Below are 13,665 nucleotides of genomic sequence, written 5' to 3' on the forward strand. Positions count from 1 at the left end.
TGAGGCGCTCAAGCTCCTTGTACAAGGCCGAGCTCATCCTTTGGCCAGGAACCTGGCAGGACATCGACGCCGCCCGTGCTAGCCACCACCGAGCGGGTCCACTGGTACGGGCACCACCCGGCCACACTCCGCCATCGGCATGCGCACCCCCGCCGAACACGAAGCCGCCTGGGCACTCGACACCCACCGGGGGGGCTTGCCCCTGTTGTTTGGACATGCTGATTCCGGCCTTTGGGCTGGGGAGAGCGAGATGATCTGAGCATGGCTAGGAAGAGCTACTCTGAGGAGCTTGCGGCGTCAGGCGGTGGACCTGTACGAGACGACACCGGGGGCGACGGTGCGTGGGATCGCCCAGGACCTGGGCGTCGAGCGCGGCACGCTGCGCCAGTGGCTGGCCCGGTACGCTACCGGGCGTAAGACCGGCGCCGATGGCAGTCCGGCTGTCAGCCCGTTGCGTCCACGCAGGTCCGACGACTCCCGCGGGCGGGCAGACGCAGGAGAATGCCTCAGAGCCGATCGCGCGCCTGGAGGCTGCCAACGCTGAGCCTCACACTCAGGCCGTCAAGCTCGGCCCGGGGAGCCGGTGGGATCCCTTCAGCAGGCGGCCAAGCATGTCTCGCTGGTGGAGACGATCCGCTAAGAGCCTGTTCCCCGGTTCGTTGAGGACCACCGGGACACCTATGAGGTCAAACGGCTGCGGGCTGGTCGAGGTCGCACGCTCGTCCTACTACGCCTGGAGAGCCGGCAGGCCGGCCCGTGAGCGGCGCTCGGCCACCGATGCGGCCCTGAGAGAGCCGATAACGCGCACTGCACAAGACCGACCCGGCCATGGGCTCGCCCAGGATCACTGCATCACTGCCGGCCTCAACGAGGCCACCCAGGAAGCAGGAGGGCGTGTGAACCGTAAACGGGTCGCTCGGCTGATGCACGCCGCGGGTACCCGCCGGCTACCGCAGGCGGCGCCGGGTGCGCACCACCGTGCCGGCCCGGTCCGGCACGGTGGTGCCCCGACCTGCTCAAGCGTGACTTCACAGCCCCGGCCCCCAACCACAGGTACGTCGGTGACATTCCCCCACTGCGTGGGAGGTGCCCCCTCCTACCTGCCCCTGGCCGACGGGACGAACCTGTACCTGGCTACCGTCATCGACTGCGCACGGCCGATGCCTGGTCGCCTGGGCGCTGCGCGACCACATGCGCACGCCCCCTTGGTCATCGAGGCCCTCCAGCAGGCCGCGGCGCGGCCACTCAAGGGAGCCTGAAGGGCGCCGTGTTCCACTTGCGACCGCGGATCGGTCTATACCTCCAAGGACTTCGCCGCCGAGGGCAAGAGGCTCGGGGTGACCCAGTCCATGGGAGCAGGCGGCTCCAGCGCGGCAGGCGCGCCGGCCGAGTCATTCAATGCCACGTTGAAGCGTGAGGTCCTCATGGACCAGCGATCCTGGGCCGATGAGCGCACCTGCCGGCGCCAGACCTTCAGATGGCTGACCCGCGCACGACACCGTACGCCGCCACTCCTACTGCGGCCACCTACCCCCAACCACCTACGAGCAACAGACCTCAACCACTACGCTGGCAACCGCCGCGTAAACCAACCCCCGTGTCCAACAACAAGGGACAAGGCCCAGGAACAACCACGACCGGCCACCACCACATCCAGCTAAACCAGCCTCCACAAAACCCGGGGCTTGACACCCTACAAACATCCCAGTCACGGCCAGAGACAGGATCACAAGCAGGCCATAACGCACGTTCCGCCGATGGCGAAAGTTGATCTCTGGGTCAGAGGCTGGCGTCACAGGGCTGTCGTGGTGACCAACGACATCGGCGGAATGACCTTACTGGTGACGGGATTGAGTAGACACCTTCACCATCACCGGGCGGGTCACGCCACATCCGCACCGACCCACCAGCCCCCAGAGATCAGACAACCAACCTTCGGCTTTACCAACCCAGCCCGGTGGCGTGTCCCGCCGTCGCCACGCTTCGATGTATGCAGCGGTCGACTGCGATGTGTGAGTTACTATAATAACGCGGATTCACTTGAAATAGTGGTCGATCGAGCAAACGCAAGCGAGGAGAATGACGTGAGCCAGCCGATATTCGGCGACACAGAGGTCCAAGCACTACGCGCAATTGGGTTCACAGAGTGGGAATCGAAGGCGTATTTGACGCTTCTCAATGAGGCCCCTGCCACTGGTTATGGAATTGCCAAAAGGTCCGGAGTGGCGCGCGCCCGCATATATGAGGTTCTCGATTCCCTCGTATCCAAAGGGGCGGCTCGAGTTTCAAATGGAAAGCCACAGAAGTTTGCGCCCACAGCCCCGAAAGAATTCCTGAAAGCTCAGCGTCGACAAACAGAGGAATCATTTTCCCGCGCCGATGAGATCCTCCGCAATTTCGGTGCTCGCGAGGAGAGTGGTAGCGTCATCTGGGATTTACAGGGACGCAGCGACATTATCCTCCGCGCTCAAGATATCATCGGGCGCGCATCCACCAGGCTCCTGTGTGAAATCTGGGAAGCAGAAGCCGACCGCCTGCATCGAGACCTTGAGGATGCTGCCATTCGTGGGGTTAAAGTCATTGTTGTCGCATACGGTGTCGTCGACTTTCCGTTTGCTACAGTCTTCCCGCACCCCGGAACGGATGAAGTCACACACGGCCTCGGCAGTCGCTGGCTGGTGGTGTCAGCTGATGATCGTGAAGTCGTGGCCGGAAGCGTGTCAGGCGACGCCGAATCCCGAGCCGCCTGGACCAGACATCCAGGACTAGTTGTACCGATCACTGAGCTTGTACGCCACGATCTCTACAAGCTGGAGATGCTCAATGCACATGGTGACATCTTGGAGGAAACCTTCGGACCCGCTCTAGCAACACTGAGAGCGAAGTATAGACCCCTTTCCTGGTAATTATGGTAAGTTCTTAAGTCTCGGATTTCGCGGATACTGGGTTGCCAGGCTTCGATGACGGCAATCACGGACAGTGTCGATATCTTTCCAGGAATGCTAGCCGAAATATGACCTCAGTTTTGCAAGAAGAGCACATCACGACTTAGAGGTCGCGTCAGTAGGTGCGGTGTGGGAGCGGGGTGCGGGCACAAGGTCCCGGTAGAAGTGAGTTGTCTGTACTTGCTTCTGTTCCCGGGGTGTTTCCTTGTGCCCGCTGTGCCATCATCGGTGATGGAGCCCTTGTGGGTCCAGTTCGCCGCGTTGTTGCCTGAGCGCGTTGATAGCCATCCACTGGGGTGTCACCGGTCCCGTATCCCTGACCGTATCGTGTCCGGGCAAGCTCATCCAGGTCCTGGTGCTGGGGGCGGCCTATGAGAAGGTCGCTGACTCCACCTGCTCAGCGGCCACCATCCGACGCAGACACGGGTGAGTGGATCGCCGCCGGGGTGTTCACCGCCGGCGGGCAGGCTGCGCTGGAGGCCTACGACAAGGTCGTCGGCCTGGGGCTGGAGGACCTGTGCGTCGACGGCTGCATCGTCAAGGCCCCCTGCGGGGGCCAGGCCGCCGGCCCCTCACCGGTGGACCGGGGCAAGCAGGGCACCAAGCGCTCAGTCATGGTCGAGGGCCACGGCATCCCCGTCGGCGTGGTGGTTGCGCCCGCCAACCGTCATGACTCGCCCCTGCTGGAACCCACCCTGGAGCGTCTGGGCAGGTTCGGCTTCGACCTGCCCGAGCACATCACCGTGCACCTGGATGCCGGCTACGACAGCCGCAGGACCCGCGAGCTGCTCGAGGTGCTGGGCTGTGACGCCCGGATCTCCCCCAGAGGCACCCCGTTGCAGGCCGGCCGGCGCTGGGTGATGCACCAACTCATGGCACACCCGCGGGTTCCGTAGGCTCCAGGTATGCACCGAGGTACGCACCCAGGTGATCGAGGCGTTCATCGCCCTGGCCAACACCATCATCACCATCAGGAACCTCATCCACCACGCCTGGACCACCCACCGCTGGGCCCAACGCCCTACCCGCAAGCCCTAACCTAATGACGCGATCTCTTATTCATCGGACGTAGGTGAATATAATTCCGAGGATCGTCGTGATAACTACCGGGAACTGGGTGTTTTTCAGACGCGACTTGTTTTGTGTTTCATGCCGCCTTGGCTAAGCCAAGGAGTTCTTAATCATTGAAGGTTATTCAGGGGTTGGTGTAGGCGTAGAGGGCTAGGGTGGCTGTGATAGTTTCTTTGAAGGTGTGCAGGGGGCGCCTGTAGTCGTGGGCCAGGATCTTCCAGGATTTGATGTGCGCGATGGTTCTCTCCACGACATACCGGATTTCATTTAGGGATTTGTTGGCCTGCTTCTGGGCCTTGGTGAGCTCACTGTTGGGAGGTTTCTTGTAGGGGGTGAGAACCCCGGTTCCGATGTAGCCTTTATCGGCGATGCAGCAGGAGGGGTCGATCTCCTCCAAGAGACCGGAGGTGGTGATGGCCTTGGTGTCGTGGGTGGCCCCCGGTAGCGGGTCTGAGGCCCACCGCAGGCGCCCGGCGGGGCTGACCAGCACTTGCAGGCTCAGGCCGGTGCGCTTGTGCTTGCCCGACCACAGGTCCGTCCGATCCTTCCAGCTCCAGCACGCCAGGAGCGTACCGTCGATGATGTGCACGCCCCCATGGGGGACCTCCTCGACGGTCGCCAGCACAGGCCCCAGGACCCTGGCGATGATCCGGGTGACCACCGAGATCGCCCGCGAGATCGTCGGCTGTGACACCCCCATGATCTCGGCGATCGCCTCCTGGGAGGTGTTGGTGCGCAAATACATCAACGTCGCCCGCACCGCGGCCAGTGGGCCAAGAATTCTTGGCGCCAAGGAGATCTCAGTATCACCCAGCACCATTTCCACCAGGCAGCTCAACTGCGTTCTGTCCAGGCCCGTGATACCCTTACCCATCACGGCTCGTTCCTGAGAGGTTTCATGTAGCAATCTGATTCTCTCAGACCAACGAGCCGTCACCCATTCAACACACCGAACCCCTAAACCCCCACACACGCCCCTGAATAACCTTCAATGGGGTAATAGCCTTCTTCGCGGCCCCGAACTCGCAGCCGCCAAGTCACGGTCGTTCCTTCGCAAGCCAGGCGGCCGCTTTTTCAGGAACTCGTTCTCCTGACATAACTCATGAACCCGCCTTTAATTTTGTGATCTCGGCCGATTCGGAGGCTTTCTTGCGGTCCTGGTCAGTGACATGATCTTTTCTGTGCTTTGCGACCCAGTTACCCACTTCTCTACGCCACAAGATCGTACTAGGCGGCCACCGAGGCGATCATGCAGCCCTTCACCAGTAACCTCAGGCACGACCTGGGCCAAGCAGTTCCTCCGAGTATTTCACTGCTGGCATGGGATCTATACTATCGACTCGCGGGAAGAACTCCCCTGGCCGAGAAACACCACACACTCCACCATTTTCATCAATATACGCATGAAGCACTTCATCCCCTTAGCCACGAAGAAACCCCGCACAAGGCGGGGCTCTACGAATCGGTGCTCGGGAAACTGTTTCATCCCTAGCTGCCAGCAATAAAGGTAGCGGGGCACCCACCAGACGTCAAGATAACGGAGCCGCTCCGCTGACCGCCCCCCGACGAGCATCAACTGCGACGGCGCTCACGCCATCGTTAGGGTGGACGTGCGACACCTGTGGGCTGCAAGGCGGTAGGAGGAGCACATGAGTGCGCGCAGCATCGCTCACACACCGGACCACGGACACTGGACGCCGGCCGTCCCCCTGTCTGGAGTGGTCGCCGGAAGGATCCTCCTGGCGATCCTCGAGGCACTCGTTGTCGGGATCGCAGTGGCCATCTGGTCCGCTCTCACTCACACCGGACTCAGCTCCGACCAGATCACGGGATTCACGATCCTGGCAACCGCGGTATGCGAGACGCTGGACGCAGCATCAATGCGCCTGACCATGCGCATCCAGCGCGCCGACGACATGAATCGTGTGGAGCGGGCCATCGCCGCCTTCATCTGCCCCGCCGTCGGAGGCGCCACAGCGGCCATGCTCTTCGCTCCGGCGCACCTCATCCCGCTCACCGCGCTCACGTGGGCCGCCTCGGTCATCTCGACCTGCGCGTTGGACAAGCCGTGGACCGCACCGATGTCGCATGAGGAGATGAGGGAACGCAGCCGTCAGGACGACGTCGCCTCCACCGGTACGGCACACCGCCCCGCCCGCTCCCCGTCGGCTCCGTCCTGACAGCGGTGATCCCGCCGTCGAGCATGCCGACAGCGGGATCACGAGGGCTCGGACTACTGTCCGCGGGAGTGAGCGGACGCGCCGGGTCAGGACTTCTTGAAGTCGTACTGGGGATGCTTCTTGGCCCAGTCAATGGCGGCCTCGTCCTCCCGGCCCTCGCCGTAGGTGTTGACGACGAGGTCCTCGAGGCTGCCGTAGGTGGCCTCATCCATCTTGATGGAGCCGAGCCACTTCGCGATCTCCGGGTACTCCTGCGCAAATCCCTCTCGCCCGAGGAAGTGAAGCCCTTCCCCCTTGCCGAGCGCCCCCTTGGGGTCCTTCAGGTCCCGCATGTTGAAGGTCGTGTTCGCCCAGAAGGGGTGCCACAAGGTGACCACGATCTCGTTCTTCGCGTCGACCGCTTTCTTGAGCTCGGCCAGCATCCCGGTGGTGGAGGAGGTCAGGAACTTCATGTCCCCCAGATCGTAGGCGGGAATCACGTCCTCCTGCGACACCTTGGTCAGGCCTGCACCCGGCTCAATACCGACGATCTTGTTGTCGATCTGCGAGGCGTGGGACTTGATGTCCTCGATCGATTTCATCGAGGAGTAGTCCGGGACGGACCAGCACAGCTTGGCCGAGTCGTAGTAGGTCCCCAGGTCCTCGATGTACGTGCGGTACTTGTCCATGTAGCTCTTCTGGGTGACGTCCGGCCACGCAGAGGGGAAGAGATCGACCGCCCCCTGGCTGAGGCCGGCGTAGAGCGGTCCGGCCTCACTGAGATCCATGAGCTTGATCTGGTAGCCGGCCTTCTCCAGCTGGGTCTTGAGCAGGTGGGTCATGGACAGTCCATCGCTCCATGACGGAAGGAAACCGAGTCGAAGCCGTTTTCCCCCGCCGGAGCCCTGACCGCAGGCGGACAGAGCGCCCGCTGCCGTCAGAGAGGCGAGGGCGGCGGTGAACGTGCGGCGGGAGGTCTGCATGGCGTTCCTTCGATATGTGCCCCGCGCCGGCGAGGGCGAAGCAGAAAAGCGTCGTCGAGTCATGGGTCACCGCTTCTTGATGAGTGAGAGCAGCGAGCCCTTCTCCCGCGGCGCCCCGAGGGCCGCAGTCACCCGATCCAGGAAGATCGCCAGGAACACGATGGACAGTCCCGCCTCGGTGCCCTTGGCGATATCGATCGTCGCGAGCGCCTTGACGACCTCCTTCCCGAGGCCGTCGGCGCCGACCATGCCCGCGATGACGGCCATCGACAGCGCCAGCATGATGACCTGGTTGACACCTGCCATGATGGTGGGGACGGCCAGGGGCAGCTGAATGCCCCGCATGATCTGCCAGTCGGTGGCGCCGAAGGAACGTCCCGCCTCGACGGTCTCCTTGTCGACCTGCTTGATGCCCAGCTCGGTCATGCGCACCCCGGGGGGCATCGCGAAGATGAGCGTGGCGAACATCCCGGGCACCACACCGATGGAGAAGAACAGGACCGAGGGGATGAGGTAGACGAAGGCCGGCATCGTCTGCATGAGGTCGAGGACCGGGCGGATGAGGACGCTGACGTACTTGTTCCGGGATGCCCAGATCCCCAGGGGGATCGCGAAGACGAGGGCGGTCAAGGTCGCCAGGGTGACCAGGACCAGCGTCTCCATCGCGTTCTGCCACTGCCCAAGGGAGATGATGACGAGGAAGGTGATGGCGGTCCCCAGCGCCAGCCTCCATGACTTGGCCATCCAGGCGATGAGTACGAAGACCACCACCATGATCAACGGGGGCACGGCCAGAAGCAGGTCTGCAAGAGTGTCATTGACCAGGGTTCCGGCCCTGGAGATCGCACTGAGGAAGCCGTGGAGGTGGTTCTGGATCCATACGATCAGGACCTCGACCGCGTTGCCCAGGGGAATCTTGGGAAGAGGAGTGTGTGCAGGAATCATCAGGCGTCGGCTCCTTCGGCCTCGGTGGTCTCACTGGCCTCGGCGGCCTGCTCGTCGGTCTGCTCCACGGCCGGGCCGGCCGTGCCGTCCTGCGAGTCATCGTCAGGACCGGCTGGATCGGCGCTCGAGGCACCGGTGTCCTGGTTCTGCTCGCTGATGGCGGCCAGCAGGGTGACGCGCGGAATGACGCCGGAGATCCGTCCGTCGTCATCGACGACGACGATGGGGGCCGCGTGCTGTGCGGCGTGGGCGAACAGCTCGTTGACGGGAGTCGAGTGCGCCACGACCGGCATCTCGTGGATCGTGGACAGCGGGAGCACGTCGGAGCCCTCCTTCACCGCCCGAGCGACGTCGTCCTCCCAGACATACCCGAAGGGCGAGCGGTCGCGGTTCTGGACGAGCAGCCACGGCGGCTGGTTCTCCCGCAGGAGCTTGTGGGCGGCACGGGGGCTCCGGTCCGACCCCAGGACCGCGTACGGGGGCTCCGCGATGGAGCCGGCCGTCAGGACCCGGGTACGATCGACGTCGGCCACGAACCGTGAGACGTAGTCGGAGGCGGGGTCGCGCAGGATCTCCTCGGCGGTGCCGACCTGCTCGACACGGCCGTCACGCATCATGGCGATGCGGTCACCCAGCCGCATGGCCTCGTTGAGGTCGTGGGTGATGAACAGGATCGTCTTACCGAGCTTGCCCTGGAGGTCGATGAGCTGATCCTGCATCTCCCGGCGGATGAGCGGGTCGAGGGCGGAGAAGGCCTCATCCATGAGAAGGATGTCGGTCTCGGCGGCCAGCGCCCGGGCCAGACCGACCCGCTGACGCATTCCTCCCGAGAGCTCCCCGGGCTTGTATCCGCCCCACCCCTCGAGGCCGACCAGGGACAGGGCCTCCTTGGCCCGACGTTCACGCTCGGAGCGACCCACGCCCTGGATCTCCAGGCCGTAGGCGGCGTTCTCCCCCACTGTCCGGTGCGGCAGGAGGGCGAAGTTCTGGAAGACCATGGAGACGCGCTCACGGCGCAGCTCGCGCAGCTTCGACTTCGAGACGTGCGCCAGGTCCTCACCGTAGAGGGTCATGTTGCCGGCCGTGATGGGCAGCAGGCCGTTGACCATGCGGATGAGCGTGGACTTCCCCGAGCCCGACAGGCCCATGACGACGAAGATCTCACCCTTGTCGACGTCGAAGGAGGTGTCGATGACGGCCGCGGTCTGCCCCGACTTCCTCAGCTGGTCCCGCGTCTTGCCGGCCTTGAGCTTCTTGACGCCATCGGACGGTCGCCGCCCGAAGACCTTGTAGACATGGTTGGCCTCAATAACTTTCACAGCACTCCTCGCGTTCTATCTCCTGGCCTGGCCGCGAGAGTCCGGAAGACGAGTTGTGAGAGCCGCTTCCGGGCCCCATGGCGGCTGCAGGCCCGATTCATAGTGCTGCGGAGAGTTCATACGGTCAATTTGAAGGGACGAAGAATTCCGCGAAGTCGGCGGACTTCAGGCCTTGACACGCCTACGGGCGCGTCCGTGGCCACGCCCGCGGAACGGGGCTGGGCCCACCTGGCACGCACCGCTGCGCACCACCGCTCAGCAACACCGTGAATGCTTGAAATCACGACGAATACCGAGGAGCCACAGGAGTCCTGCACCCCACGAGCAAGGACGATGCACATAACCAACAACATCAATACGTGCAACTGGTCCCCCTCACGGCATTCTAATGTGATTATTATCTCACTTAGTCCGCCAGCTCGCTCCGCTCCGCGCCGGCACGGGTTGCTGGGTCCCCGAAACACCTCCCCCGCCCACCCGGAATCACTACGCTGAGACGCACGCCCGCGGTCCGCAGGACCAACCGGGGCACCGACGGAGGAGGAGACTGCCGTGCCGGCTGCAGGATGGATCCCGGCGGACGGCCCGACCTCCTGGGGATCCCTCGGAGGTCCGGGTGCGCACGGCCCCAAGGCCCACGCCGACGTGCGCATCTCGAACATGTCGCTCATCCTGCGCCATCTCCAGACGAGCCCCGCGCTGTCGCGCACGCGCCTGACCCGAGAGACAGGACTGTCCAAGGCGACGGTATCAACGTTGGTGGCCGAGTTGTGCTCCCGAGGACTGCTCCTCGAGGAGGAGCCGGACCTGTCCGGCAACGTCGGCAGACCGAGCACGGGCCTGCGCACAGCCCCGCGCGCGGCAGCCGGGATAGGCCTGGAGATCAGCGGAGCCTCGCTGCTCCTGTCCATCGCGGACCTGACCGGGGAGGTCGTGCTGCGCCGTTCCGAGCTCGTCGGCGATGCCGAGCACCGGCCCGACCGGATGATCGAGCACGTGGCCGCCATGCTGTCCCACGCCCTGGACCAGCTGACGCGACAGGGGACGACGGTTCCGGGAATCGTCCTGGCCCAGCCCGGGATCATCGACTACGCCGGCAACACCGTGCGCTACTCCTCCACCCTGGAGTGGCACGACATCCCCGTGGCGGACCGGGTGCGCGACGCAGTCGCCCGCCGTATGAGCCCCAAGGACAGCGTGCCCACCATCACGCTGGAGAACGACGCCAAGCTCGCCGCGCTGGCCACCTATGAGCGCTACGCACAGACCGGGGTGCGCAACCTGCTCTACCTGTCTGGCGGCGAGGGGATCGGCGCCGGCATCATCTCCGACGGCCACCTCCTGCGCGGCTGGCTGGGCCTGACCGGCGAGGTCGGCCACATGCCCGTGGAGCCCGAGGGCCTGGCGTGCCGGTGCGGGCGGCGCGGCTGCTGGGAGACCCGTTCCGGCCTGCAGGCCCTGACGTCGGCGTACCCGCCGGGCGACGCCGTGCGCGACGAGACCACCTCCCTGGATGAGCGCATCGAGATCCTGCGTCAACGCTTCGACGCCGGGGACGCCGAGCTCACTCGGAGACTGGAGCTCTCCCAGCAGGCACTCACACGCGCCCTGGCGATCCTGGAGGACGTCCTCAACCCTCAGGTGATCGTGCTGTCGGGGTACCTGGCCGCCTTCGCCGACGTATTCCTCTCCCCCACCGCCACCGCCCTGAAGGCCCGGTTGCTGGACCAGCGCGCCGCCGTGAGACTGGAGACCTCCCACCTGGGTCAGTGGGCCTCATCACATGGGGCGGCCCTGGTGGCGCTGGAGTCCGTGCTCGACAACCCCACCCTGGTGGACCGCAGGCCCACCTCCTAGCCGTCACCAGGCATATCGACCACCTCGCCAGTAGCAGGCGGGCGCCGCATACTGTAGTTTGTTCGGAGTTCAGACTATTCAGCCCGAAGGAGTGCTGATGTCTCTCCAGACCCAGCCCGCAGCGTCGCTCCCCTCCCAGGTGGGGGGACGCCTCACCCTGCCGATCCAGACCGGCATGGATGAGGAGATCCGCCTCCTCATCGCCCGCCTGGGTGCCGACGCCGTGCGGAACTCCGACGGCACCGAGCTGCCCGACATCGTCTCGGAGCTGGCCGCCAAGGTCTACGCCACCTACTTCGTGGGACGCGGCGACAACGCCTGGGCCGACGCCCACCCCGAGGAGGCCACCCGGATCTTCCTCATGTCCGACCGGGTCGCCGCCACCGCCGACGGCCCCGTGAGCATCGACCTGCTGGCCTCCTGGTTCGCCGACCAGGTCCGCCCCGACACCGGCTGCGACATCTCGCGCTGGTGGCAGGCCCACGACCGCACCACCGGCCAGGAGCTGCCCGCTTCCGCGTGGGGCATCGAGGCCGACGGGCGCACGGTCACCGTGCACGAGGCCATCGCCGGGCACGTCTACACCGTCAGCTTCCTGGCGGTCCAGACCTGGGACCCCACCCAGATGTACAACTACCTCACCAACGGCTGGCACGATGACCCCACCCACGTCAAGGAGAAGCCCTTCGACGTGCGCCACGAGGCCACGTGGTCACACGTGCGCACCCACCTGAGTTCCTGGCTCTCCACGCACCCCGAGGTGGACGTGGTCCGCTTCACCACCTTCTTCTACCACTTCACCCTCGTCTACGGAGCCGACGCCACCGAGCGCTACGTCGACTGGTTCGGCTACTCCGCCTCGGTGAGCGTCCCCGCCCTGGAGGCCTTCGAGGAGGAGCGCGGCTACCGCCTCAACGCCGAGGACTTCGTCGACGCCGGCTACTACAACTCGCCCTTCCGGGTTCCCACCCGCGCCTTCCGCGACTGGATCGACTTCCAGCAGCGCTTCGTCTGCTCCCGGGTGCGAGAGCTGACCGACGCCGTCCACGCCCAGGGCAAGGAGGCGATGATGTTCCTGGGCGACAACTGGATCGGCACCGAGCCCTACGGCGAGCACTTCGCCACCACCGGCCTCGACGCCGTCGTCGGCTCCGTCGGATCGGGGGCGACCTGCCGGATGATCGCCGACATCCCGCACGTGCGCTACACGGAGGGCCGCTTCCTGCCGTACTTCTTCCCCGACGTCTTCCACCCGGGCGGCGACCCCGTCACCGAGGCCAACCGCAGCTGGCTGGAGGCCCGGCGCGCCATCGTGCGCTCCCCCCTGGACCGGATCGGCTACGGCGGCTACCTGTCCCTGGCCGTCGAGCACCCCGACTTCATCGACCGCGTCGAGCAGATCGTCGCGGAGTTCCGCGCCATCCACGAGCGTTCCGCGGGGCTGCGGCCGCTGACCCCCGGCTTCAAGGTCGCGGTCGTCAACTCGTGGGGCCGCCTGCGCTCCTGGATGACGCATATGGTCGCGCACGCGCTGTGGTACCGCCAGACCTACACCTACCTGGGGGTCCTCGAGGCACTGTCGGGTCTGCCGGTGGACGTGGAGTTCCTGTCCTTCGACGACGTGCGCGCCGGCCTGGCCCCGGACGTGAAGGTCCTCATCTGCGCGGGCGCCGAGGGCACCGCCTTCTCCGGGGGCGAGCAGTGGACGGATGCGGAGCTGGTGGCCGCGGTCAGCTCCTTCGTCACCGCAGGCGGGGGCCTCATCGGGGTGGGGGCTCCCAGTGCCCACCCCGCTCACGGGGTCACCTTCCAGCTCGCCGACGTCCTGGGCGTCGACCGCGAGGTCGGCTGGGGCCTGAGCACGCGCCGTCGTCCTCCCGACGTGCAGGAGCACTTCATCACCCGGGACCTGACCGGCGGCCTCGACGACGGCGAGGGCACCCCCGACGTCGTCGTCACCAGCCCCGGTACCCAGGTGCTCGACGCCGCGGACGGTCAGGTCCGTCTCGCGGTCCACGAGCTGGGTCGGGGCAGGGCGGTGTACGCCACGGGACTGCCCTACAGCGCCCAGAACTCGCGGCTGCTGCACCGGGCCGTCTTCTGGGCCGCGGGCCGTCAGGAGGAGTTCTCCGACTGGGCGGCCCTCGACCCCAGGGTGGAGGTGGCCGCCTACCCCGATGGCCGCACCACCCTCGTCATCAACAACTCCCTGGAGCCCGTCACCACGACGGTGCCGACGCCCCAGGGCCCCCGGACGGTCCGCCTGGAGGAAGGAGGACACCAGTGGCTCACCGCTGCGTCGCAGTGAGCACCCCTGTTCCACATCCACTCTCCACTCACGGGCGCGCACCGACGACGCCGGCAACACCATGTCATCACCCCACCG

General features: G+C 65.4%; 8 protein-coding genes and 2 pseudogenes. 6 read left to right on the forward strand and 4 right to left on the reverse strand.

What is annotated here, in order from left to right:
* Positions 1 to 261 precede the first annotated feature (261 nt).
* The 3 genes and pseudogenes from FBF36_RS10605 (at position 262) to FBF36_RS10615 (ending at position 3,983) form a co-directional block, all read left to right on the forward strand.
* Positions 262 to 1,587, forward strand: a pseudogene (locus FBF36_RS10605) (IS3 family transposase).
* Between the two features lie 425 nt (positions 1,588 to 2,012).
* Complete coding sequence (locus FBF36_RS10610) at positions 2,013 to 2,906, forward strand: TrmB family transcriptional regulator (protein ID WP_192574967.1); 894 nt, start codon at positions 2,013 to 2,015, stop codon at positions 2,904 to 2,906.
* 246 nt (positions 2,907 to 3,152) lie between these two features.
* Positions 3,153 to 3,983: pseudogene (locus tag FBF36_RS10615) on the forward strand (IS5 family transposase).
* A 157-nt stretch (positions 3,984 to 4,140) separates the two neighbouring features.
* Here FBF36_RS10615 and FBF36_RS10620 read toward each other — a convergent pair.
* The gene (locus FBF36_RS10620) at positions 4,141 to 4,890 is read right to left on the reverse strand and encodes a transposase family protein (protein ID WP_225792509.1); all 750 of its coding nucleotides are present in this window, start codon (positions 4,888 to 4,890) and stop codon (positions 4,141 to 4,143) included.
* A gap of 775 nt (positions 4,891 to 5,665) precedes the next feature.
* On the opposite strand from FBF36_RS10620, the gene FBF36_RS10625 reads away from it, so the two are divergent.
* Positions 5,666 to 6,196 (forward strand): hypothetical protein, encoded by a 531-nt coding sequence (locus FBF36_RS10625; protein WP_009398688.1) that lies wholly within the window; start codon positions 5,666 to 5,668, stop codon positions 6,194 to 6,196.
* A gap of 86 nt (positions 6,197 to 6,282) precedes the next feature.
* On the opposite strand, the gene FBF36_RS10630 is transcribed toward FBF36_RS10625, so the two are convergent.
* The 3 genes from FBF36_RS10630 to FBF36_RS10640 form a co-directional block, all read right to left on the reverse strand.
* Positions 6,283 to 7,158, reverse strand: a complete 876-nt coding sequence (locus FBF36_RS10630) for a glycine betaine ABC transporter substrate-binding protein (protein WP_034493616.1) — start codon at positions 7,156 to 7,158, stop codon at positions 6,283 to 6,285.
* 66 nt (positions 7,159 to 7,224) lie between these two features.
* On the reverse strand, positions 7,225 to 8,103 hold the full coding sequence (locus tag FBF36_RS10635; RefSeq protein WP_009398686.1) for an ABC transporter permease: 879 nt from the start codon (positions 8,101 to 8,103) through the stop codon (positions 7,225 to 7,227).
* Positions 8,103 to 9,422, reverse strand: coding sequence for a quaternary amine ABC transporter ATP-binding protein (locus FBF36_RS10640; RefSeq protein ID WP_009398685.1), 1,320 nt, complete (start codon positions 9,420 to 9,422; stop codon positions 8,103 to 8,105). Before FBF36_RS10640 ends, FBF36_RS10635 begins: the two co-directional genes overlap by 1 nt.
* A 552-nt stretch (positions 9,423 to 9,974) precedes the next feature.
* Between FBF36_RS10640 and FBF36_RS10645 the strand changes: the two genes are divergently transcribed.
* Together FBF36_RS10645 and gnpA are read left to right on the forward strand one after the other, a co-directional pair.
* Positions 9,975 to 11,279: an ROK family transcriptional regulator gene (locus FBF36_RS10645; RefSeq protein WP_138137508.1), complete on the forward strand. Its 1,305-nt coding sequence runs from the start codon at positions 9,975 to 9,977 to the stop codon at positions 11,277 to 11,279.
* A 97-nt stretch (positions 11,280 to 11,376) separates the two neighbouring features.
* Positions 11,377 to 13,587: a 1,3-beta-galactosyl-N-acetylhexosamine phosphorylase gene (gnpA, locus tag FBF36_RS10650; RefSeq protein WP_009398683.1), complete on the forward strand. Its 2,211-nt coding sequence runs from the start codon at positions 11,377 to 11,379 to the stop codon at positions 13,585 to 13,587.
* The last annotated feature ends 78 nt before the right edge of the window (positions 13,588 to 13,665 follow it).

Source organism: Actinomyces sp. oral taxon 171 str. F0337 (assembly GCF_005696555.1).
Taxonomy (GTDB): Bacteria; Actinomycetota; Actinomycetes; order Actinomycetales; family Actinomycetaceae; genus Actinomyces; species Actinomyces oris_E.

Excerpts from the sequence above, each read along its gene's own strand:
- FBF36_RS10625 (WP_009398688.1), top strand. The coding sequence starts at position 5,666 with ATGAGTGCGCGCAGCATCGCTCACACACCGGACCACGGACACTGGACG.
- gnpA (WP_009398683.1), top strand. The coding sequence starts at position 11,377 with ATGTCTCTCCAGACCCAGCCCGCAGCGTCGCTCCCCTCCCAGGTGGGG.
- FBF36_RS10635 (WP_009398686.1), bottom strand. The coding sequence starts at position 8,103 with ATGATTCCTGCACACACTCCTCTTCCCAAGATTCCCCTGGGCAACGCG.
- FBF36_RS10630 (WP_034493616.1), bottom strand. The coding sequence starts at position 7,158 with ATGCAGACCTCCCGCCGCACGTTCACCGCCGCCCTCGCCTCTCTGACG.
- FBF36_RS10620 (WP_225792509.1), bottom strand. The coding sequence starts at position 4,890 with ATGGGTAAGGGTATCACGGGCCTGGACAGAACGCAGTTGAGCTGCCTG.